Raw genomic sequence first — 21,657 nt, 5'->3', positions numbered from 1 at the left:
TCTGCGTTGAGACCGTACAATAGCCGCCACGCTTTCGTACGGACCCTCCCTGATCATGCTGTTTCTCGGCGTCGACACCGGCGGCACCTTCACCGACTTCGTGCTGTACGAAGACGGTGCACTGCGCATCCACAAGGTGCTGTCCACCCCGGAGGCGCCGGAGCGCGCCATCCTGCAAGGCATCGGCGAGCTCGGCCTGATGGAGCGGCTGCACGAGCTGCACCTGGTGCATGGCTCCACCGTCGCCACCAACGCCGCCCTGGAAGGCAAGGGCGTGCGCACCGTCTACATCGGCAACCGCGGCCTCCGGGATCTGCTCACCCTCGGCCGCCAGGCGCGCGCCGAACTGTACAACCTGCAACCTACACCTGTGCCGCCGCCGGTGCCGCCCGAGCTGTGCGTGGAAACCGGCGGTCGCCTGGGCGCGGACGGCAGCGTAGTGGAAGACCTGACCGATGACGATCTGGCCGCCCTGCGCCGCACCATCGAGCGGCTGGCGCCGCGCGCCGTGGCCATCAACCTGCTCTACTCCTGGCGCGACGACCGCTTCGAGCGCGCCATCGAGCAGGCCCTGACCGAAAACCTGTTCATCTCCCGCTCCTCCGCCGTGCTGCCCGAGATCCGCGAATACGAGCGCGGCATCGCCACCTGGCTCAATGCCTGGGTGGGGCCGCTGGTGGAAGGCTATCTGCATCGCCTGAAGCACGCCCTGCCGTGTGCGCGGGTGGCGGTGATGCAGAGTTCGGGCGAGACGGCGGACGCGGCGCAGGCCGGCCGACAGGCGGTGCGCATGCTGCTGTCGGGACCGGCCGGCGGCCTGGTGGGGGCGCGCTTCGTGGCGGCGCAGGCCGACCGCCGGCAACTGCTCACCTTCGACATGGGGGGCACCTCCACCGACGTCGCCCTCATCGACGGCGAGCTGCGTCTCACCAGCGAGGGGCGCATCGGCCCCTGGCCGGTGGCGGTGGCACAGGTGGACATGCACACCATCGGCGCGGGCGGCGGCTCGCTGGCCTGGATCGACGGCGGCGGCCTGCTGCAGGTGGGGCCGCAGTCCGCGGGAGCGGCGCCGGGACCGGCCTGTTACGGCCACGGCGGCACCCAGGCCACCGTCACCGACGCCAACCTGGTGCTGGGCCGGCTGTTGCCCGGCGCCTTTCTCGGCGGCGGCCTGCGCCTCGATGCGGCGGCGGCGCGCGCCGCCGTGGCGCGGCTGGGCGAGTCGCTGGGGCTGGGGGTGGAGGAGACCGCCGCCGGGATCGTGCGCCTGGCCGACGAGCACATGGCGCGGGCGCTGCGCGTGATGTCGGTGCAGCGCGGCGTCGACCCGCGCAGCCTGACCCTGGTGTCCTTCGGCGGCGCCGGCGGCCTGCATGTCTGCGCCCTGGCCGAGAGCCTCGGCATGCGCCAGGCCCTGGTGCCGGTGCATGCCGGCGTGCTGTCGGCCCTGGGAATGCTGGCGGCGCCCCCGGGACGCCAGCTGTCGCGCACCGTCACCGGCCTGCTGGCCGACCTGGGCCCGACGCTGGAGCAGCATTACGCGGAGCTGATGGCGGAGGGCGGCCGCGCGCTGGCGGCCGAGGGGGTGGACCCCGCCACCGTGCAGGCGCGCCGCAGCCTCGACCTGCGTTACCGCGGCCAGTCCTACACCCTCAATATCCCGTGGAGCGATGTCGCCTCCGCCAGCGAGGCCTTCCACATTGCCCACCAGGGCCGCTTCGGCCATCGCCTCGCCCTGCCGGTGGAACTGGTGAACGTGCGCCTGGCGCTCGCCGCGCCGGCCTTGCCGCTGCAGCTGGCAGCCGCACCGCGAAGTGCGGCAGAGTGCGCGGGTCATGCCACGCTATACGGGGTAAGGGAGGAGGCGAGCATCTGGCAGCGGGAGGCCCTGGCCATGGGCCAGGTCATCGACGGCCCGGCCCTGATCACCGAGCGGGTGTCGACCACCTATCTGGCGCCGGGTTGGCGCTGCCGGGTGGATCCGGTGGGTAATCTGATACTGGATTATCGGGCTTAGGCGGTACGGGCAGTATCCAGACTGGGGCCCCCGCTGCCCATGACGGTGGCGAGACTGTCGCCGGCCCAGCGCACGGCATCAAGGTAAGCCTGGCGGTAGGTCAGGCTGTCCAGGCTTTGGCACAGCTTGTCCCAGGCGCCCCACTCGTACAGCAATACCTGCTCCAACACGTGGCCGAGGTGGCCGTCGCGCGTGCGCAGTGCCGCCTTCACTTCCTCTACCAGGGGTAGCTCGTTCAAGACTTCCTCCATCGGCTGATCCATCAGCGCATCCATGGCCGACAGCAGGCCGACGGTGAAGAAGCGATCCAGTCCTTCGTGGCGGTATGCAGCACCGAGCAGTTCGCACATGCGTGCGCGCACCAGCGCCGTCACCACCAGCTCACGCGGCTTGTCGTCGATGCGGGTGAACAGGATCAGGGTGATCCAGTTCTTGATGGTGTTGGCGCCGATGATCACCAGGGCGCGGCGCAACGACTCCACCTTGCGGCGGATGGCGACGCAGGGCGAGTTGACATAGCGCAGCAGGCGATAGGTGAGCGCGGCGTCCTGCGCCACCAGTTTTTCCAATTTATTGATGTCGGTCTCGGGGCGTTGCAGCTCCGCCAGCAGATTCATCAGCACCAGGCGATTCACCGGCCGGCTGCGGCCGCGCACGATGTTCGGTTTGCAGAAGAAGTAGCCCTGGAAGTAATCGAAGCCGAGCTGCTTGCAGCGCTCGAACTCGTCGTGGCTTTCCACCTTTTCGGCCAGCAGGCGCACCTTGTGGCGCTTCAGCTGTGCCACCCGCTCCGTCAGCGCATCGGGGTCGACGCCGAGCACATCGACCTTGATGATGTGGGCGAGCTCCGCCAGTGGCTCCAGTTCCGGGCGGTAGACGAAATCATCCAGCGCGATGATGTAGCCGTTCCGCGCCAGCCGGCGCAGCGCTTCGATCACCGCCGCATCGGGTTCGATGTCCTCCAGAACTTCCAGCACCACACGCTTGTGGGAAAACGGCAGCGGCTTGTCGCCGACGAGAAAGCTGCGGCTGAGATTGATGAAGGCGGGATAGCGGCCGGAAATATTCTCCAGCCCCAGTTCGAGGAAGGCATTGAGGATCACCTCGCCGGTGGCCTGATCGCCGTCGAGGAATTGCGCCTGGTTGTGCAGGCTGCTGCGGTAAAGGAGTTCGTAACCGACGACTTCCAGTTTGCGGTTGTAGATGGGCTGGCGCCCGACGAATATTTCATCCATGGTCCTGACCGTCCTTGCAGCCCTGCCTGGTCATTGTGCCACTGGTGGCCAGGCGGCGGAAGGAGACTATAGTCACTTCCCCGGCATGGATACAAATCGTGCAGAAACCATGATCGGCAAAGGGGATCTGGCGGGTGGACGGCGCTTTTCCATTTCACGGCGGTTATTGCCACCCTGCGGTCCCGAAAACGAAAAGCCCGGCTTGTGCCGGGCCTTTCGTTTCGGAGGCGAGGAAGCGTTTATTTGATCTTCGCTTCCTTGTACACCACATGCTTGCGGGCGACGGGATCGAACTTCTTGATCTCCATCTTCTCGGGCATGGTGCGCTTGTTCTTGGTAGTGGTGTAGAAATGACCGGTGTCGGCAGTGGACACCAGCTTGATCTTGTCACGTGCGCCCTTGGCCATGGCTTATCTCCTCAGACCTTCTCGCCGGCGGCACGCAGTTCGGCCAGAACGGCGTCGATGCCCTTCTTGTCGATGGTGCGCATGGCCTTGGTGGAAACACGCAGGCGGACGAAGCGGTTTTCGCTCTCGACCCAGAAGCGGTGGCTCTGCAGGTTGGGCAGGAAGCGACGGCGCGTCTTGTTGTTGGCGTGCGATACGTTGTTACCGGTCATCGGGCCCTTGCCCGTAACCTTACATACTCTGGACATGATTCTTGCCTCCGAAGGGAATTCTTTCCCGCCTCCCGGCGAGGAGCCGCGTTTTATACCAGATACCGCCCCTCAGATCAAACCCCGCTCCGCCAGGGAGACGATTTCGCCGTCGCCGACGACGAGGTGATCCAGCACCCGGATCTCCACCAGGGCCAGCGCCTCCTTGAGGCGGCGGGTGATGGATTCGTCGGCCCGGCTCGGCTCCGCCACGCCGGAGGGGTGGTTGTGGGCCAGGATCAGGGCCGCGGCATTATGGCCCAGGGCGCGCTTGACCACCTCGCGCGGGTGCACCGAGGCGCCGTCGATGGTACCGCTGAACAGCTCCTCGAAGGCGATGACGCGGTGGCGGTTGTCCAGGAACAGGGCGGCGAACACCTCGTGGCCATAGCCGCGCAGACGGGCGGCGAGGAAGCGGCGGGTGTCGTCCGGTGAGGTCAGGGCGTCGCCGCGTTGCAGGGTGGCGAGCAGGTGGCGCCGTCCCAGCTCCAGGGTGGCCTGCAACTGGACATACTTGGCCGCGCCCAAGCCCTTGTGGCGGCAGAAGTTTTTGCAGTCGGCCTCGAGCAGTGGACGCAGCCCGCCGAAGTCGCCGATGAGCTGCCGCGCCAGGTCCACCGCACTCAGGCCCGCCACTCCGGTGCGCAGGAAGATCGCCAGCAGCTCGGCGTCGGACAGGGCCGCAGCGCCCCGCTGCAACAATTTCTCCCGCGGCCGTTCCGCTGCCGGCCAGTCCCTGATGGCCATGGTTCACCTCCTTGTGTGAGGCTAAGAGGGTACGGGATACGAAATACGGATACAACCGGGAAAAGGGCGAATTGCGAGGATGAAGTGCGCTGCGCGCTCATCTTCCCGCCCCTTTCCCCTCGCACCTCGTACCTGCCTTCTTTATACTTCACGGCCATGAACGGGTTAGTGAACAGACACATACTCCTCGGCGTCACCGGCGGCATCGCCGCCTACAAGGCCGCCGAACTGGTGCGGCTGCTGCGCCGCGCCGGGGCGGAGGTGCGGGTGGTGATGACCCGCGGCGCCACCGAGTTCGTCACCCCACTGACCTTCCAGGCCCTGTCCGGCCATCCGGTGCGCACCGAGCTGTTCGATGCCGCCGCCGAGGCGGGCATGGATCACATCGAACTGGCGCGCTGGGCCGACCTGATCCTGGTGGCCCCGGCCAGCGCCGATTTCCTCGCCCGCCTGGCCGGCGGCCGTGCCGATGACCTGCTCGCCACCCTGTGCCTGGCGAGCGGCGCACCCATCGCCGTGGCCCCGGCCATGAACCAGCAGATGTGGCAGGCGCAGGCGACGCAGGACAACGTGCAGCGCCTGGCGGCCCGCGGTGTGCACCTCTTCGGTCCCGCCTGCGGCGAGCAGGCCTGCGGCGAGGTCGGGCCGGGCCGCATGCTGGAGCCCGCCGAGCTGCTGCGCCTGGCCGGCGAGCTGTTTGCCAGTGGTCCCCTGGCCGGCGTGCGCGCCCTGGTCACCGCCGGCCCGACGCGGGAGGCCATCGATCCGGTGCGCTTCATCAGCAACCGCAGTTCCGGCAAGATGGGCTTCGCCGTGGCCGCGGCGCTGGCGGTGGCCGGCGCGGAGGTTGTTCTGGTGGCCGGTCCCGTGGCCCTGCCCACACCGGCGGGGGTGCGGCGCATCGACGTGGAAAGCGCGGCGGAGATGCTGGCGGCGGTGGAGGCGGAACGGTTCGATCTGCTGGTGGCGGCGGCAGCGGTGGCCGACTACCGCCCCGCCACCGTCGCCGACACGAAGCTAAAGAAGGAACAGGCCGGCATGACGCTGGATATGACGCGCAATCCGGATATCCTGGCAACAGTCAGTGCAACGCGGCCGGAGGTCTTCACCGTGGGCTTTGCCGCCGAAACCGACGACCTGGAGCGTTACGCGCGCGGCAAGCTGGCGCAGAAGGGCTTGGACATGATCGCCGCCAATTGGGTCGGCGCGGGGCGGGGCTTCGAAACCGAGCACAACGCCCTGCAGGTCTTCTGGGCGGATGGAGGAGCCACGCTGGAAGAAGCGCCCAAAACCGAACTGGCGCGGCAACTGGTGGCACTCATCGGCGCACGCTACGCCGCGGCCAGCCAAACGTAAAAACGCACAAACGCCGCAACAGGAAGGCTATATGCGCAAAATTGAATTGAAAATCCTCGATTCCCGCATCGGCAGCGAGTTTCCCCTGCCGGCCTACGCCACCCGCGGCTCCGCCGGCCTCGACCTGCGCGCCTGTATCGACGCCCCGCTGGAGGTCAAGCCGGGCGAGTCCCACCTGATCCCCACCGGCATCGCCATCCATATCGGCGATCCGTCACTGGCGGCAGTCCTGCTGCCGCGTTCCGGCCTGGGCCACAAGAAAGGTATCGTGCTGGGCAACCTGGTCGGTCTCATCGACAGCGACTATCAGGGCCAGATCTTCGTCTCCTGTTGGAACCGCTCCGGCGATTCCTTTACCATCAACGCCGGTGAGCGTATTGCACAAATGGTGTTCATCCCCGTGGTCCAGGCGGATTTCGAGGTGGTGGACGATTTCGAGGCGAGCGCACGCGGCAGTGGCGGTTTCGGCCACACTGGCCACAACTAGCTCGGCATAACCAGGAAGTGATGCCGTGAAATCTCTCTTCAGCAAATTCCGCAAAAACTCCGACGAGGAACCTGCACCGGCCGCCGCCGCGGCGCCGGAGCAGAAAAAGCCCTCACGGGGCCTGACCATCCGTGTCCTGGTCATGCCCCTGCTGCTGACCAGCCTGATAACTCTGGTGGTCGTGGCGGCGCTGGTCTACCTGCAGTTCTCTCTGGTGGGTCTGGAGCGACGCGACGCCATCACCCACGCCGAGACGGATCGCTTGGCCGCTGTCCTGGCCGGCCGACTGCGCGGCTATACCGATGTCATCGCCGCGGCCGGACGCGCGCCGGCGGTCGTCGCGGCCTTGAAGGCCGGCGACCAGACGGCATTGGACGAGCACGTTGCGCGCCTGCGCGTCCTGTTTCCTTCGGTGCTGCGTATCCGCTTCATCGCCCGCGGCGATGACCGGCTGGATGAAAACGCAGTCCCGCCGCTGAGTTATGCCTGCCTGGAGCTGGCCCGCACCGCCGAGGCCGGGCAGGAACCGCCGGTGGAGGCCCATCTCTATGGCACCAAGGTACAGCATGTGGATCTGCTGCGGCCGGTGGTGGGAGATAAAGAGATCGTGGGCAGCCTGCTGGTCACGCTGGACGTCGCCGTGCTGCGCGAATGGCTGCGGCCGCTGCTGAACGGAGGGGGGGGTTACGTGGAGTTGCGCCAGGGCACCGGGGACAAGCATCTGATGCTGGCGGCGCTGGGCGATGCCGGGCTGCAGGCCACACCGGCCACCTATGCGGCACCTGTCGCCGGTACTGCCTGGAGCCTCGTCTATTGGGCGCCGGGCAGCGTGGCGACCGTCAGCACTGCCGAGCAGGTGGGCCTGCTTACCGTATTCGGCGTGGCACTGGTGGTACTGATCGTCGCCTTTGTACTGTTTACCACCCTTGCCGGCCGCATCGTGCGCGGCGATCTGGTAGCCGTGGTAAAGCAGGCGGTGGAGATGTGGAGCGGCCGCCGCCAGCACAATTTCGACGTAAAGCTGGCCGAGTCGCTGGAGGTGCTCAACGCACTGGAGCAGCATCTGGCGACCCAGCAGCCCAGGGCGGTCCACCCCGATGCCGCCAGGGCGGCGGCGATGCAGCAGCAGGAGCAGGGCATCATCGTCGATGAGCCGCCGGAAGGTGACGACATGCCTTCTTCCCTGATGTTCATGGCCCAGGACGCCGTGCAGGTGGAAGAGCTGGGTGCCTTGGCCACCCGTCTGGGCGGCGGCAAACCCGACGACAAATCCAAATAATTCCCGCCCGGCGCCACCGGGCAGCACGCCCGCGGCGGGATTACCCGATATCACTGCCCGTACAACCCGAACCTGACCATCATGACCTTGGACATTACCGCCGCGATGAACAACGCGCGTGTTCTCGCCGAAGCCCTGCCTTACATCCGCCGTTTCGCCGGCAAGACCATCGTCATCAAGTACGGCGGCAACGCCATGACCGAGGAACGCCTCAAACATGGCTTCGCTCAGGACGTGGTGCTGATGAAGCTGGTGGGCATGAATCCGGTGGTGGTGCACGGCGGCGGCCCGCAGATCAATGACCTGCTCAAGCGCATCGGCAAGCAGGGTGAGTTCATCCAGGGCATGCGCGTCACCGACCGCGAGACCATGGATGTGGTGGAAATGGTGCTGGGCGGCCTGGTCAACAAGGAGATCGTCAACCTTATAAATCAGCACGGCGGCCGTGCCGTCGGCCTCACCGGCAAGGATGGCGGCCTGATCAAGGCCAAGAAGCTCTTGATGAAGAGCCGCGACAAACAGGACGAGCTCATCGACCTCGGCCTGGTGGGCGAGGTGACCGAAATCGATCCGGCTCTGGTGGCGCTGCTCGACACCCAGGACTTCATTCCGGTCATCGCCCCGGTGGGCGTGGGTGATGACGGCCAGTCCTACAACATCAACGCCGATCTGGTAGCCGGCAAGCTGGCGGAAACGCTGAAGGCGGAAAAGCTGATCCTGCTCACCAACACCACCGGCGTACTGGACAAGAACGGCAATCTGCTCACCGGGCTCACCGCCAGCCGTGTCGACGAACTGATCGCCGACGGCACCATCAGCGGCGGCATGATCCCCAAGATCGACATGGCGCTGGAGGCGGTGAAGAACGGTGTGAAATCCAGCCACATCATCGACGGCCGCGTCGAACACGCCCTGCTGCTGGAAATCTTCACCGATGCCGGCGTCGGCACCCTGATCAGGAACGGTTAATCATGAGCAACGACAAACCCTCGCGCCGCCAGCAGATCCTCGAGGCGCTGGCTCACGAGCTGGAAACCAGCCCCGGCGAGCGCATCACCACCGCCAGCCTGGCCCGTGCCGTCGGCGTGTCGGAAGCGGCGCTGTATCGTCACTTCCCCAGCAAGGCCAAGATGTTCGAGGGCCTGATCGAGTTTCTGGAGGACACGGTGTTCGGCCTCATCAACCGCATCCTGGCCGATGAGAAAGACGTTGTGGCGCGCTGCGAAAAGATCATGGCGGTGCTGCTTGGCTTTTCCGCGCGCAATCCCGGCATTACCCGCATCCTGGTGGGTGACGCCCTGGTGGGTGAAACGGAACGCCTGCGGGTGCGTGTCGGTCAGTTCTACGACCGCATCGAAACGCAGTTCAAGCAGGTATTGCGCGAAGGGGAACTGGCCGGACGCCTGCCTGCCGGTGCGCCGGTAGCGGCAATGGCCGGGCTGCTGGTCGCGGCAGCCCACGGCCGCATGGCGCAGTTCGTGCGCAGCGGCTTCAAGCGCTCGCCGGTGGAGATGTGGGAACAGCAGTGGCCGCTGCTGGCGCGCGGCCTGTTCTGACCGGCGAGCCGGGGATTGATATCCCTTACTGCGGCTTGATGCCTTTCAGTTCGCGGTAGCGCCGCAGGTCGGCTTCGTACTTCTCCAGTATCCGCGCCTTTTCCTGCTTCTTGTTGTCGATGTATTCGTGCTTGTCCGCGATCTGCCGCTCCAGCGAGGCCATGTCCTCCTTCAGATCGGCAGGCAGCGGATTGCCGGCGCGTTCCAGCCCTGCCGCACGCTTTTTCAGGTCATCCAGCTTGCGGGTCAACTGTGTGATGGTGGCACCGGAGATCTCGATGGTGGCATCGATGGAACCGGTGGCGCGATCACGCGAGGCCAGCACATCCGCCTCGGTGGTGAAGGTGGACAACAGCATGCGATCGTAAGCCGCCTGCTCCTCCTGGCGCCTTTTCTCCTCCCGCGCACGCGCCTCCTCCGCCTCCTTGGCAAGGCGTTCCTGCTCCAGCTCCTCCGCCGTCTTGGCGCGCTCCTTCACCTCGACGGTAATGCCGCGTTCGTTGAGGGTGCGGGTTTCCTTCTGGGCATATTCCGGCGGCACCACGTTGCCGCACTCGCGTACCCCTTCCTTGTTGGTCCAGCACTTGATGGCGGCAAAGGCGCTGCCCGGCAGCGCCAGGCTCAGGGCAATGAACAGCGTCGGCAGGCGCAAAAACTGGATACTCATGACAGACAATCTCCCACGGGTCGCGGATGGCAATGGCTACAGTATACTGCCACTCACCCTAGCGTCAGTTGAACTCCATCGTGGATCTGCCACAACATCTGCTGCTGTTTGCCGTTTCCCTCATCGCCAACGCCTTCTCCGCCTTTGCCGGCGGCGGCGCGGGACTGCTGCAGCTGCCGGTGCTGATCTTTCTCGGCCTGCCCTTCGCCATTGCCCTGGCCACCCACAAGATTGCCAGCGTGGCGCTGGGCGTGGGCGCCACGGTGCGCCACCTGAAAAGCTCGCATCTGGAACGGCGCTTCGTGCTGTTCATCCTCGCCTGCGGCCTGCCCGGCGTGGCCATCGGCGCCAGCCTGATCCTGCACGTGCCGGGACGCGGCGCCGAGATCGCCCTCGGGCTGCTGACCATCGGCCTGGGCGTGTATTCCGCCCACAAAGGGCAACTGGGGCAGGAATATGCGCCGCAACACCGCAGCGGCACGGGGCTCTGGCTGGGCGGTCTGGGCCTGTTCGCCATCGGCGTGATCAACGGCTCGCTCACCTCCGGCACCGGTCTGTTCGTGACGCTGTGGCTGGTGCGCTGGTTCGGCCTCGACTACCAGCGCGCCGTGGCCTACACGCTGGTGCTGGTCGGCCTGTTCTGGAACGGCACTGGTGCCGCCGTGCTCGGCACCCTCGGCGAGGTGCGCTGGGACTGGCTGCCGGCGCTGCTGCTCGGTTCGCTGCTGGGTGGTTATCTGGGCGCCCATCTGGCCATCGCCAAGGGCAACCGCTGGATCAAGCGCGCCTTCGAGGTGGTGACCGTGCTGGTGGGGGGGAAGCTGCTGATCGGTTAAGGAAGGTCTGAATAAGTCCATCCTGGACTTCTCAGGTCGCTCCCGCCCCTCCCTGGGCTGCGCGACATAAGTCCATCCGTGGACAAAACCACGCCAAGCGAAAAGTGTGATTTTCGCTCGGCTTCATTTTTCAACGACTTATCGTCGTTGAAAAATGGCGGCACATCCCTGTGCCGCGGAAGCTCTGAACTTATTCAGAGCTTCCTTAAACGTCAGAAAACCATTCGCGTCCGCAAATGAACGCGAATGGACGCAAATCAGGCAGCTACAAGGCCGATTCAGGCCGTGAGCCGTTCCAGTTCGCCGAGCAGGCGCAACGCCGCGTCGTTGCTGGTGCCGCAGCTGTCGGGACGGGGAGGAAAGCCGCCGCACACGGCGGGCCGCAGGGGCGAGCCGAACAGGCGGCAGCGGTTGTGATCATCGAGCTGGATGCAGCGCACCCCGGCGGGCTTGCCGCCGGGCATGCCGGGGATAGGCGAGGAGATGGACGGTGCGATGCAGCAGGCACCGCAGCCGGGACGACAGTCCACGTCTTACTTCACGCCGTATTCGGCGCGATAGGCACGCACCGCATCGAGATGCTGGCCGAGGGTCGCATCGCCTTCCAGGAACTGCATCAGGTCGGCCAGGGTGATGATGCTCACCACCTGCATGCCGAAGTTCTGCTCCACCTCCTGGATGGCCGACAGCTCGCCCTTGCCGCGCTCCTGGCGGTCCAGGGCGATGACCACGCCGGCGGCCCGGGCGCCGGCCTTGTCGATGATCTCCATGGACTCGCGGATGGCGGTGCCGGCGGTGATCACGTCGTCGATGATCAGGATGCGGCCCTGGAGCGGTGCACCGACGATGTTGCCACCCTCGCCGTGGTCCTTGGCCTCCTTGCGGTTGAAGCACCAGGGCACGTTGCGATCGTGGTGTTCGGCCAGGGCGATGGCGGCGGCGCTGGCCAGCGGGATGCCCTTGTAGGCGGGGCCGAACAGGGTGTCGAAGGCGATGCCGGAATCCTGGATCGCTGCGGCGTAATAGCGGCCGAGGCGGGCCAGCTGGGCGCCGGTATTGAACAGGCCGGCGTTGAAGAAATAGGGGCTGATGCGGCCGGACTTGAGGGTGAACTGGCCGAAGCGCAGCACCTGGTTGTCGATGGCAAACTGAATGAATTCGCGCTTGTAATCCTGCATGACGCTCACCGGAAGGAGTGGGGGCGCGTATTTTACCGTAACCCGGCCGCTTCGGGTTATGCTCACCCCCCCCTGTTTTTTGCCGAGAAACACCATGCGCATCATCACCGCCAACCTGAACGGCATCCGCTCCGCCAGCAGCAAGGGCTTCTTCGAATGGATGACGGCACAGCAGCCCGATGTGGTCTGCGTACAGGAAACCAAGGCGCAGGAACACCAGCTCGACGTGGCGGCCCATTATCCGGTGGGCTACCACGCCTTCTTCGTCGATGCCGAGAAGAAGGGCTACAGCGGTGTGGCCATCTACAGCCGGCGCGAACCGGACCGGGTGATTACCGCCCTGGGAGACGGCTTCGAGGACATGGATGCCGAAGGCCGCTACATCCAGGCCGACTTCGGCCCCCTGAGCATCGTTTCCCTTTATCTGCCCTCCGGCTCATCGGGCGAGGAACGGCAGCAAGTAAAGTTCAGCTTTCTCGAACGCTTCGGGAAGCGCCTGCAGCAGATGCGGCAGGAACCGCGCGAATGGATCATCTGCGGCGACTTCAACATCGTGCACAAGGAGATCGACATCAAGAACTGGAAGGGCAACCAGAAGAACTCCGGCTGCCTGCCGGAAGAACGCGCCTGGCTGGATCAGCTGTTCGGGCCGTGGGATTACGTCGATGCCTTCCGCGTGGTCGACCCACGCCCGGAGCAATATACCTGGTGGTCCAACCGCGGCCAGGCCTGGGCCAAGAACGTCGGCTGGCGCATCGACTATCAGGTGATCACGCCGGGGCTGCGCGACAAGGTGCAGGCCGCCGCCATCTACAAGGCACAGCGCTTTTCCGACCATGCGCCGCTGACCATCGATTACGACCTCGCATTCTGACGCCCCGAAAATAATCAGCCCCCGCGCCGCTGGCCGGCGGGCGGGGGCTGGAAGGCCTGAGGGGCCTTCACGAGACGTCCGCAGGGGACGTAGTCAACGGTTCAGACGGCAGCGCGCTGGCGCAGTTGCGCAATGCGCCGTGGCACCGAGGTGGCGTGCTCACCGGCACGGTACAGGGCCTCGGCAAACGGCGCGACAGCTTCACCCTGCGCCTGCTGCAGCAACATGGCGAAGATGGTGTTGATCTCGCTGCGCTCCAGTTCCACCGTCAGGGACAGTGCCTGATCCAACGATAGTTCATTAACCCCGGCCCGCAAGTGGCGCAGGCGATGCAGCAAAACCTTGATATCCGCGTCCTGCAGGCGCGGCACGAAATGGATGGCCGGGCTGAGCATGACCGTATAGCGGCACAACTGCATCAGGCGCCCGTGCTCTTCCTCCTCCTCGCTCAGCTCCCGGAACAGGGCGGCCGCCTCGGGCACGTCGGCAAACCGCTCGGCGAGGGCGGCATAGAAGCGTGCCATGCGCGCTTCCAGCAACGCCGCCAGACGGTAGGCGCGTCCCAACTCACCCGGCATGGGATAGCCATGGGTGGCGAAATGTCCGGTGAGCAGTTGCAGCAGGCTGGCCTTCTGCTGCACCAGGGCGGCAAAGAATATCCCGGCGCCGTAAGCGCGCAGGGCTTGGGTGGGATGCTGCAGGCAGTAGCGACCGGCGGTCAGGATGGGCATGGTCAGCTCCTCACGGTTACCGATCCAGATATTAGCCTGCTCCGGGGCGAACGCCAGCCAAAACGCGCGAAAATGCTATAAACAGGGGCTAATTTGTGTTATCGCAATTTTTCCCCGTTGCCTGGACGAGCATGCGCGCCACCCAGGGCAGCAGCAGGAAGGCGGGGAAGCCCAGGAATACCGTAAGCAGGAAATAGTCGGCATACCCCATGGCCTCGGCGCCAAAGCCACCGGCCCAGCCCGCCAGCGACCGGCTGAGGGCAAACACCGATGACAGCAGGGCATATTCGGTAGCGGAGTGACGCTGATCGACGATGGCCATCAGAAAGGCGAGGAAGGCGGCGGTACCCAGCCCGCCGGTGAAGGACTCCAGGCCGCTGGCGGCATACATCAGCACCTGATGCTGCAGCGGGATCAGGGCCTGGTCGACACCCAGAGGCAGCACGGCCGCCGCCCAGACGTAGCCCAGATTGGAAACGATTTGCATCAGCCCCAGCACCCACAGGGCGCGCAAGATGCCGACCCGATCGGTATACCAACCGCCGGCGACGCCGCCGGCAATGGACAACACCAGCCCCAGGTTGACCGATACCAGGCCGATCTGGCTGGCGGAAAAGCCTGCATCCACCCAGAACGGCTTGACCATGAACCCCATGGCGGCATCACCCAGCTTGAAGATCAGGATGAAACCGATGACCGGCAACATGTAGGGCCGTGTCAGCATCGACAGCAGGGTGCCGAACATCGGGCCTTCGGTGAGTGCGCGGGCGTCGCCGTTGCGGCGATGCCGCAGCACGCTGACAAGCCAGGCCAGCCCAGCCACGGTGCCGGCATAAAACCAGAATTGCTCATGGTCTTGCGACCAGTGCGTAGCGCGATTGACCAGCCACAGTGTGCCCAGCAGGAACAACAACACCCCGCCGAAGGGCAGGGGATGGACCAGCAGGCCACGCAGTTCTGCGCGCAGGGTGAGACCATGCACCCGCCCGGGCGCGCGCTCCTGCGGCGCGCGCTGGCAGACGAAGGCCAGGAGAAAGAACAGCAGGGCGGCCGCGAGATAGGTTCCGGCCCAGCCGAGGTAGTCGCTCAGGATCAGCACGAAACCGGCGGTCAGCATGCCGACACGGTAAAAACCGATGCGCAGGCCGTTGGCCAGTCCCAATTCACGTTTGTCCAGCAACTCGATGGTGTAGCCGTCGATGGCGATATCGTTGGTGGCGGAAAGCAGGGTGAACACGCCAATGGCGACCCAGGTCCAGGGCCCGAAGCCGGCATGAATCGCCAGCGCCAGCATGACGGCGCCCATGCCCAGATCGACGATACCCATCCAGCGCCGATGATGCCGGTAGTGATCCACCGCCGGCGCCCAGAGAAACTTCAGGGTCCACGCCAGGCCGAGCAGGCTGAGAAAACCTATCTCGGACAGGTTCACGCCCTGCTGCCGGAAATGCACCGGAAATACATCGAAGAACATGCCGAGGGGAAAACCTTCGGCAAAATAGAGAATGCCCACCCAGAACAGCTTGGATTTCAGGACGGAGGATCTGTTTTCCGCGGGCATGGTGTTGGGGCAAGGATGGCGAAGCGGCTATGATACACGCCACACCCCACCGTTGCCGGATACCTGCCCATGCATGCCGAGATTTCCTATATCGCCGCCCTCTTTGTGGGCCTGTTCGGTGGCGTACATTGCGTCGGCATGTGCGGCGGCATCGTCGGCGCCCTGTCCTTCGGTCTGCCCGAGGCGGTGCGCGGCCGGCCCATGCAGTTCCTTCCTTACCTGTTCGGCTACAACGGCGGGCGGCTCCTCAGCTATGCCTTCGCCGGCGCCCTGATGGGGGGCCTCGGCATGCTGGCCGCCAACATGGGCGCCCTGCATGAAATACGCGTCGGCATGCTGGTGCTGGCCGGCCTGTTCCTGGTGGCAATGGGGCTGTATCTGGGCGGCTGGTGGTTTGGCCTGGCCCGGGTCGAACGCCTCGGCCATCGGGTGTGGCGCTTTCTCGAACCCATCGGACGCCGCTTCATCCCGGTACGCTCGCCCCTGAACGCCCTGGCCCTCGGCCTGGTATGGGGCTGGCTGCCCTGCGGTCTGGTCTACAGCACCCTGATCTGGTCCATCTCATCCGGCAGCCCGCTGGACGGCGCCCTGCTGATGCTGGCGTTCGGTATCGGCACGTTGCCCAACCTGCTCACCATGGGCCTGGTGGCCGGCAAGCTGGCGGCGTGGCTGCGCCTGTTGTGGGTGCGCCGGACGGCCGGCGTGGTGGTGCTGGGCTTCGGCCTCTACATGCTGACAGAGGCCGCCCTGCTCTGAAGGTCCGCACCCTACCCTGGTGCAGACGGGGATAGTCAACTGGCCTTGGCCGTCGGTTCCACGTCTTCGAACACTTCCAGCGGCTGGTTGATGGTGTTGAGGATGGCGCGTACCTCGGCATATTGCTTCATCAGCGAGGCATTGGATTTTTCCAGCTCCTCGATGCGCGCCTGCAGGGTGTCGCGCGACTCGTTGATCTTGCGCAGGTTCTCCAGGCGCTGCTCCATCGTCTCCTTGTGCTCCTTGATCTGCTTGACCAGAGGCGACATCACCGCCTTGCTCCAGGACTCGGCATCGCGCTGCGCCTTGAAGAAGATGTTGCGTGCGTGACTGACCAGGGAGATGAAGAACTTCTTGATGACGTAGTGCTGCTCGGTCATCGTCGTCAAAGGACTGGTGCGGAAGGCCTCGGCCTCCTGATACAGCTGCTGGAATTCCTGCTTGTACTTGGTGAGCGAATACAGCGCCGGCTTGATCTCGGCGATGCCGTGTTCCTGGTGGAAGGTGCGGTAGATGGTGATCACCAGGCGATTGAGCTGATCGGCGAAGTCCGAGACTTCGGACAGGCGGGCGTTGACACCGTCGAAAAAGGTTTTCATGCCGGTCTTGAGGCCGTGGGTGGTCCAACTGTCGGACATCGCCTTGCGGGTTTCGGCGACCAGTTGGTCCAGCGAGGCCAGGTTGATGGTGTCACTCAGTTTCTTGGACTGTTCCTGGATGATGCGTTTGTTGGCCTGAAAGCTTTCCACGTTCTTGTAGTAGGCCACCTGCTCATCGCGCGTCTTCTTCATCAGCAGCTCGATGACTTCGTTGTTCTTGCCCGACAACCCCTTCAACTCTTCCAGCTGCTTGCGCGCCGAGGCGAGGCGGGTGGCAAGGATGTCATGCGACTCCTTCACCATGCTGCCGATACTGGTGAGAATGTGCTCGCGCACCAGACTCTGCTTGTAGGGTAGCACCTCGCCGGCGAGGATGTTTTCCAGTGCCAGGATATTGCTGCGCGCCAGCAGATCCTTGTCGTGGCGGATCTTGGCCAGCAGGCCCTTCTGCGCCGAAGCCGGATAGATCTGATCCGCTTCGATACCCAAGGTCTGCGCTGCACGCTGACACTGGTCGGCGACCGTCTTGGCAATGTGTTCAGGAGTCTTCAGTTCGTCCCACAGGGTATCGACCTTGTTGAGGACGACGAAAAGGCCCTTCTTGTGGCCACTGCGCAAAGGCTTCACATTGTGCTGCCACATCTCCAGATCCGACTTGGTGACACCGGTATCGGCCGCCAGTACGAATACCACCGCCTGGGCATTGGGCAGCATGTTGAGGGTCAGTTCCGGCTCGGAGCCGAGGGCGTTGAGGCCGGGGGTGTCGAGGATCACCAGTCCCTGCTTGAGCAGCGGGTGGGGGAAACTGATCAGGGCATGGCGCCACATGGGGATGTCGATCTTGTCCGGCATCTTGCCGTTCTTCATGTGCATGTGGGCATCGGCGTCGCTGTACAGACCCAGCTTGCGCGCCTCATCCAGCGGCACCTGTTTGACCTTGACGATCTCCTGGAAGGCCTCCGCCATATTGTCCGGCGAGGTCAGATCCAGTTCGATATGGGTCCAGTTCACCGGCTCCAGCTTGTATTCGGCGATCGGTGTATCGGTAAGACGCGTCTCGATGGGCAGCAGACGCACATAGGCCTTGTCGACGCTGTTGTCCCAGAACAGCTCGGTGGGACACATGGTGGTACGTCCGGCCTCGGAAGGCAGCAGACGGCGATCGTATTCGGAGAAGAAGATGGCGTTGATGAGTTCGGTCTTGCCGCGGGCAAACTCCGCCACAAAGGCAATGGTCAGCCGATCGGCGCGCAGAGCCTCCAGCACTTCGTAGATGCGCAGCTCGTCCTCGGCCTCACCCATCTTGTTGCTGTCCAACCAGCGCTGATAGCGCTGGATACCGTCGAGCAGCGCGGTTTTCCACTGGCCATAGGCCTGCATTTGTCGGTCGAAGCGTTGATTCGCCATGATTCGCCTTCTGTCCTTATTGTCTGCCTGGCGGCGCGCGCCTTGTCCGAGTCAGGCGCTGTAGATAGTCATCGTATGACCAATATATAGAAAATTCTAGCCATGACAATGAGTAGTAGCTCAAATTGCAGGTTGAATCATAGCTTCGGGGGGGAGGCGGCCGGGGGCACTGATGCGCAGCTGTTTGCTGCGTGCGGTATCGCCGCTGACCAGACTGACCTGGCTGCGACCGACATCGAAGGCGGCGGCGAGGAATTTGATCAGGTGGGCATTGGCCTGCCCCTCCACCGGCGGGGCGGTAATGCGGATTTTCAGGGCATCGCCATGGGGGCCGACGATCTCGTCCCGGCTGGCGCGTGGCTGCAGACGGATCGTGAGCAGCAGGTCCGGCCCCTGCCAACGATACCAGCTCATCGTACCAGCGGCCCGGCCCCGGCAAGAACCCCGAACAGCGGCATTACCAGCATACGCACCACCTGAAGCCCGAGGATCGCAACCAATGGCGACAGATCGAAGCCGCTGATGGGGGGGATCACACGGCGTACCCGCCGCAACACCGGTTCGGTCAGACTGAACAGCACCGAGGTCACCGGGTTGTAGGTGCCGGGGGTGATCCAGCTCAGGATGGCCTGGATCAGGATGGCGAAGATGAACACGCTGAAGGCCAGGTCCACCAGTTGCGCCACGGAGACGATCAACAGGTTGGGGGGATCGATGGGCCGGCCGGCGAGCAGGAACACCAGCCAGACCGACAGCATCTGCAGCAATAGCATCAATACCAGGGCGGCGATATCCATGCCGCCCCAGCCGGGAATGATACGGCGCAGGGGTCGCAGGGCCGGGCTGGTGATCTTGACGATGAACTGGGTCAGCGGATTGTAGAAATCGGCCCGGGTGAGCTGGAACAGGAAGCGCAGCATCACCGCCAGGATGTACAGGCTGATCACCGTCGAGATCAGAAAGGTCAACGGTGAGGCGAGATAACCGTTCATTGGCCACCTCCCAGCAGGGTGGCCAGTTCCTGTGAGCGGTCACGGGCGCCGGCGAGTGCCCGGGCAAACAGTTCTTCCAACCCGCCCTGTTGCAGGATGCCGATGGCCCGTTCGGTGGTGCCACCGGGCGAGGTGACCTGGCGCCGCAGAACGGCAGCATCCTCGCGCGACTCCAGCGCCATCTTGGCGGCGCCGAAAGCGGTCTGCAGGGTGAGCAGGCGCGCCATGTCGGCGGTCAGGCCGAGCTGGACGCCGGCCTGCTGCATGGCCTCCATCACCAGGAAGAAATAGGCCGGACCGCTCCCGGACAGGGCGGTGACGGCGTCCATCTGGCCTTCGTCCTCCAACCACAGGGTCAGCCCCACCGCGCGCATGATCCCCTCGGCCAGCTCGCGCTGCACGTTGTTCACCTGCGGGGTCGCAAACAGGGCGGTGGCCCCGCTCTGCACCAGGGCCGGGGTGTTGGGCATGGTGCGCACCAGGGCCAGCTCGCCTCCCAGCCAGCGCTGCAGGGCCTCCAGACGTAGACCGGCGGCGATGGAAATGACCAACGGCTTGCGCTGCTGCACCACCGCCGCAATGCCGCCGCACACGGCCTGCATCTGCTGCGGCTTCACCGCCAGCACCAGGGCGTCCACCGCGGTTGCCAGTGCATTGTTGTCGGCGGTGACCTTGACGCCGAACTGGGCCGCCAGGCCGGCGCGCCGTCCGGCGTCCGGCTCCGCCACCCACAGCCGTTGCGGGGCCACGCCGTCGGCCACCAGTCCGCCGATGAGGCTGCGCGCCATGTTGCCGCCGCCGATGAATCCGATATTCGTGTCGATCATGATGGGAAAATCCGTACCGGGCCGCGAGGCCCAAGAGTATACCGCTATGCCCTGGGCGGCCGCGCGCCGAAGATGGCGCTGCCGACACGCACCAGGGTAGCCCCTTCGGCGATGGCCGCCTCCAGATCGTCGCTCATGCCCATGGACAGGGTATCGAGCTGCAGCCCGGTCGCGTTCAACTGTTCCAGGGCCTCGCGCAGGCGCCGAAACGGCTGACGTTGCTGCGCCAGGCCCTCGGCCGGTGCCGGTATCGCCATCAGCCCCCGCAGCCTGAGCCGCGGCAGGGTGGCGACGGCACGGGCCAGTTCAGGCAGCTCGGCCAAGGAGCAGCCGGACTTGCTCGCCTCGGCGCTAATGTTCACCTGCAGGCAGACGTTGAGCGGCGGCAGGGCATCCGGCCGCTGGGCCGACAGCCGTTCAGCCAGTTTGAGCCGGTCGACGCTGTGTACCCAGGCGAAATGTTCCGCCACCGGCCGCGTCTTGTTGCTCTGCAGGGGACCGATGAAATGCCATTCCAGCTCCAGGTCACCCAGCTCCGCCATCTTGGCCAGGGCCTCCTGCAGATAGTTTTCACCGAAACGGCGCTGACCGGCCGCGGCTGCCATACGAATGGCGACCGCCGGCTGGGTCTTGCTCACCGCCAGCAGGGCGACCGTTTCCGGCATGCGCTGGTGGCGTTCTGCGGCCTGCTGGATGGATTGCCGAACGCTCGCCAAACGGGCGTGAAGATTGTCAAGGTTGTGTGTCATGCGCGGGCGTTATACTTTAGTCACATCCACTGTCCCGAACCACAACGGGCCGCAGGCAAATAACGACTATATATTTCTGGTGGTGGCCGCTATGGATATTACCGAACTTCTCGCCTTCGGGGTCAAGAACGGCGCGTCAGACCTGCATCTCTCCGCCGGCCTGCCGCCGATGATCCGCGTCGACGGCGACGTGCGCCGCATCAACGTACCGCCGCTGGAGCACAAACAGGTGCACGGCATGGTGTACGACATCATGAACGACAAGCAACGCAAGGACTTCGAGGAATTCCTCGAGACCGACTTCTCGTTCGAGATCAAGGGACTGGCCCGTTTCCGCGTCAACGCCTTCAACCAGAACCGTGGTGCCGGTGCGGTGTTCCGTACCATTCCCTCCAAGATCCTCAGCCTGGAAGAACTGAACGCGCCGCCGATCTTCAAGGAAATTTCCGACAACCCGCGCGGCATCGTGCTGGTCACCGGCCCGACCGGCTCCGGCAAGTCCACCACCCTGGCGGCAATGATCGACTACAAGAACAACACCGAATACGGTCACATTCTCACCGTCGAGGACCCCATCGAATTCGTGCACGAATCCAAGAAATGTCTCATCAACCAGCGCGAGGTGCACCGCGATACCCTCGGCTTCAACGAAGCCCTGCGTTCGGCGCTGCGCGAAGATCCCGACATCATCCTCGTCGGCGAAATGCGTGACCTGGAAACCATCCGTCTGGCCCTGACCGCAGCCGAAACCGGCCATCTGGTATTCGGCACCCTGCACACCAGCTCGGCTGCCAAGACCATCGACCGTATCATCGACGTTTTCCCGGCGGCGGAAAAGGACATGGTACGTTCGATGCTGTCCGAATCCCTGCGCGCGGTTATCTCACAGACGCTGCTGAAGAAGATCGGCGGTGGCCGTGTGGCGGCCCACGAAATCATGATCGGCACACCGGCCATTCGCAACCTCATCCGCGAATCCAAGATTGCGCAGATGTACTCGGCCATCCAGACCGGCCAGCAATACGGTATGCAGACGCTGGATCAGAACCTGATTGAACTGGTGCAGCGCGGCATCGTCAGCAAGCAGGAAGCCGCCCACAAGGCTGCCAACAAAGACGCCTTCAAATAATTCGCGGGGATACCTCAGT

General features: G+C 64.7%; 25 protein-coding genes. 11 read left to right on the top strand and 14 right to left on the bottom strand.

The window, feature by feature from the left end:
- The first annotated feature begins 55 nt into the window (after positions 1-55).
- Entirely contained in the window at positions 56-2,017 is a 1,962-nt protein-coding gene (locus EP379_RS00235; RefSeq protein ID WP_127474577.1) for a hydantoinase/oxoprolinase family protein, read from the top strand.
- On the opposite strand, the gene EP379_RS00230 is transcribed toward EP379_RS00235, so the two are convergent.
- The gene (locus EP379_RS00230; protein ID WP_127474575.1) at positions 2,014-3,252 is read right to left on the bottom strand and encodes an EAL and HDOD domain-containing protein; all 1,239 of its coding nucleotides are present in this window, start codon (positions 3,250-3,252) and stop codon (positions 2,014-2,016) included. The genes EP379_RS00235 and EP379_RS00230 overlap by 4 nt on opposite strands.
- Between EP379_RS00230 and EP379_RS00225 the strand changes: the two genes are divergently transcribed.
- Positions 3,251-3,499 (top strand): hypothetical protein, encoded by a 249-nt coding sequence (locus EP379_RS00225; RefSeq protein WP_127474573.1) that lies wholly within the window; start codon positions 3,251-3,253, stop codon positions 3,497-3,499. The two genes, EP379_RS00230 and EP379_RS00225, sit on opposite strands and share 2 nt — an antisense overlap.
- Here the strand turns inward: EP379_RS00225 and rpmG are convergent.
- The 3 genes from rpmG to radC all read right to left on the bottom strand — a co-directional run bounded on the left by rpmG (position 3,492) and on the right by radC (position 4,654).
- The gene (rpmG, locus tag EP379_RS00220; protein WP_127474571.1) at positions 3,492-3,659 is read right to left on the bottom strand and encodes a 50S ribosomal protein L33; all 168 of its coding nucleotides are present in this window, start codon (positions 3,657-3,659) and stop codon (positions 3,492-3,494) included. The two genes, EP379_RS00225 and rpmG, sit on opposite strands and share 8 nt — an antisense overlap.
- Positions 3,660-3,670: 11 nt before the next feature.
- Positions 3,671-3,907: a 50S ribosomal protein L28 gene (rpmB, locus tag EP379_RS00215; RefSeq protein ID WP_127474569.1), complete on the bottom strand. Its 237-nt coding sequence runs from the start codon at positions 3,905-3,907 to the stop codon at positions 3,671-3,673.
- Between the two features lie 72 nt (positions 3,908-3,979).
- Positions 3,980-4,654, bottom strand: coding sequence for a RadC family protein (gene radC, locus EP379_RS00210; RefSeq protein ID WP_127474567.1), 675 nt, complete (start codon positions 4,652-4,654; stop codon positions 3,980-3,982).
- Positions 4,655-4,810: 156 nt separating this feature from the next.
- Here radC and coaBC point away from each other — a divergent pair, with 156 nt between their 5' ends.
- The 5 genes from coaBC (at position 4,811) to slmA (ending at position 9,332) form a co-directional block, all read left to right on the top strand.
- Entirely contained in the window at positions 4,811-6,010 is a 1,200-nt protein-coding gene (gene coaBC / locus EP379_RS00205) for a bifunctional phosphopantothenoylcysteine decarboxylase/phosphopantothenate--cysteine ligase CoaBC (protein WP_127474565.1), read from the top strand.
- 31 nt (positions 6,011-6,041) lie between these two features.
- On the top strand, positions 6,042-6,497 hold the full coding sequence (gene dut / locus EP379_RS00200) for a dUTP diphosphatase (protein WP_127474562.1): 456 nt from the start codon (positions 6,042-6,044) through the stop codon (positions 6,495-6,497).
- A 25-nt stretch (positions 6,498-6,522) separates the two neighbouring features.
- The gene (locus EP379_RS00195) at positions 6,523-7,776 is read left to right on the top strand and encodes a hypothetical protein (RefSeq protein WP_127474560.1); all 1,254 of its coding nucleotides are present in this window, start codon (positions 6,523-6,525) and stop codon (positions 7,774-7,776) included.
- 81 nt (positions 7,777-7,857) lie between these two features.
- Positions 7,858-8,745 carry an acetylglutamate kinase gene (argB, locus tag EP379_RS00190; RefSeq protein ID WP_127474558.1) on the top strand — a complete coding sequence of 296 codons (888 nt, stop codon included), beginning with the start codon at positions 7,858-7,860 and terminating at the stop codon, positions 8,743-8,745.
- A gap of 2 nt (positions 8,746-8,747) precedes the next feature.
- Positions 8,748-9,332 carry a nucleoid occlusion factor SlmA gene (slmA, locus tag EP379_RS00185; protein WP_127474556.1) on the top strand — a complete coding sequence of 195 codons (585 nt, stop codon included), beginning with the start codon at positions 8,748-8,750 and terminating at the stop codon, positions 9,330-9,332.
- Between the two features lie 25 nt (positions 9,333-9,357).
- Here slmA and EP379_RS00180 read toward each other — a convergent pair whose 3' ends face one another.
- Positions 9,358-9,999, bottom strand: a complete 642-nt coding sequence (locus tag EP379_RS00180) for a hypothetical protein (protein ID WP_127474554.1) — start codon at positions 9,997-9,999, stop codon at positions 9,358-9,360.
- Between the two features lie 80 nt (positions 10,000-10,079).
- Between EP379_RS00180 and EP379_RS00175 the strand changes: the two genes are divergently transcribed.
- Positions 10,080-10,835 carry a sulfite exporter TauE/SafE family protein gene (locus EP379_RS00175; protein ID WP_197722825.1) on the top strand — a complete coding sequence of 252 codons (756 nt, stop codon included), beginning with the start codon at positions 10,080-10,082 and terminating at the stop codon, positions 10,833-10,835.
- Positions 10,836-11,113: 278 nt separating this feature from the next.
- Here EP379_RS00175 and EP379_RS00170 read toward each other — a convergent pair whose 3' ends face one another.
- Together EP379_RS00170 and pyrE are read right to left on the bottom strand one after the other, a co-directional pair.
- A complete protein-coding gene (locus EP379_RS00170) occupies positions 11,114-11,365 on the bottom strand; it encodes a YkgJ family cysteine cluster protein (RefSeq protein WP_127474552.1) in 252 nt (83 codons plus the stop codon).
- A 3-nt stretch (positions 11,366-11,368) separates the two neighbouring features.
- The gene (gene pyrE / locus EP379_RS00165; RefSeq protein ID WP_127474550.1) at positions 11,369-12,013 is read right to left on the bottom strand and encodes an orotate phosphoribosyltransferase; all 645 of its coding nucleotides are present in this window, start codon (positions 12,011-12,013) and stop codon (positions 11,369-11,371) included.
- Positions 12,014-12,107: 94 nt separating this feature from the next.
- Between pyrE and EP379_RS00160 the strand changes: the two genes are divergently transcribed.
- The gene (locus EP379_RS00160) at positions 12,108-12,887 is read left to right on the top strand and encodes an exodeoxyribonuclease III (RefSeq protein WP_127474548.1); all 780 of its coding nucleotides are present in this window, start codon (positions 12,108-12,110) and stop codon (positions 12,885-12,887) included.
- A gap of 101 nt (positions 12,888-12,988) precedes the next feature.
- On the opposite strand, the gene EP379_RS00155 is transcribed toward EP379_RS00160, so the two are convergent.
- Complete coding sequence (locus tag EP379_RS00155; RefSeq protein ID WP_127474546.1) at positions 12,989-13,618, bottom strand: hypothetical protein; 630 nt, start codon at positions 13,616-13,618, stop codon at positions 12,989-12,991.
- 88 nt (positions 13,619-13,706) lie between these two features.
- Entirely contained in the window at positions 13,707-15,131 is a 1,425-nt protein-coding gene (locus EP379_RS00150; protein ID WP_197722824.1) for an MFS transporter, read from the bottom strand.
- Between the two features lie 117 nt (positions 15,132-15,248).
- Between EP379_RS00150 and EP379_RS00145 the strand changes: the two genes are divergently transcribed.
- The gene (locus tag EP379_RS00145; protein ID WP_127474542.1) at positions 15,249-15,935 is read left to right on the top strand and encodes a sulfite exporter TauE/SafE family protein; all 687 of its coding nucleotides are present in this window, start codon (positions 15,249-15,251) and stop codon (positions 15,933-15,935) included.
- A 35-nt stretch (positions 15,936-15,970) separates the two neighbouring features.
- Here the strand turns inward: EP379_RS00145 and EP379_RS00140 are convergent, their stop codons facing one another.
- The 5 genes from EP379_RS00140 to EP379_RS00120 form a co-directional block, all read right to left on the bottom strand.
- Positions 15,971-17,941 (bottom strand): dynamin family protein, encoded by a 1,971-nt coding sequence (locus EP379_RS00140; RefSeq protein WP_127474540.1) that lies wholly within the window; start codon positions 17,939-17,941, stop codon positions 15,971-15,973.
- A gap of 120 nt (positions 17,942-18,061) precedes the next feature.
- Positions 18,062-18,355 carry a DUF167 family protein gene (locus EP379_RS00135; RefSeq protein ID WP_127474538.1) on the bottom strand — a complete coding sequence of 98 codons (294 nt, stop codon included), beginning with the start codon at positions 18,353-18,355 and terminating at the stop codon, positions 18,062-18,064.
- Complete coding sequence (locus EP379_RS00130; protein WP_127474536.1) at positions 18,352-18,933, bottom strand: YggT family protein; 582 nt, start codon at positions 18,931-18,933, stop codon at positions 18,352-18,354. The genes EP379_RS00135 and EP379_RS00130 overlap by 4 nt, the downstream gene beginning before the upstream one ends.
- On the bottom strand, positions 18,930-19,760 hold the full coding sequence (gene proC, locus EP379_RS00125; RefSeq protein WP_127474535.1) for a pyrroline-5-carboxylate reductase: 831 nt from the start codon (positions 19,758-19,760) through the stop codon (positions 18,930-18,932). Before proC ends, EP379_RS00130 begins: the two co-directional genes overlap by 4 nt.
- 44 nt (positions 19,761-19,804) lie before the next feature.
- Positions 19,805-20,509, bottom strand: coding sequence for a YggS family pyridoxal phosphate-dependent enzyme (locus EP379_RS00120; RefSeq protein WP_127474533.1), 705 nt, complete (start codon positions 20,507-20,509; stop codon positions 19,805-19,807).
- A 91-nt stretch (positions 20,510-20,600) separates the two neighbouring features.
- On the opposite strand from EP379_RS00120, the gene EP379_RS00115 reads away from it, so the two are divergent.
- Positions 20,601-21,638 (top strand): type IV pilus twitching motility protein PilT, encoded by a 1,038-nt coding sequence (locus tag EP379_RS00115; protein ID WP_127474531.1) that lies wholly within the window; start codon positions 20,601-20,603, stop codon positions 21,636-21,638.
- Positions 21,639-21,657: the final 19 nt, after the last annotated feature.

This window comes from Sulfurivermis fontis (genome assembly GCF_004001245.1).
GTDB classification, from domain to species: domain Bacteria; phylum Pseudomonadota; class Gammaproteobacteria; order Thiohalomonadales; family Thiohalomonadaceae; genus Sulfurivermis; species Sulfurivermis fontis.
This window is presented reverse-complemented; position numbering and strand designations above follow the sequence as displayed.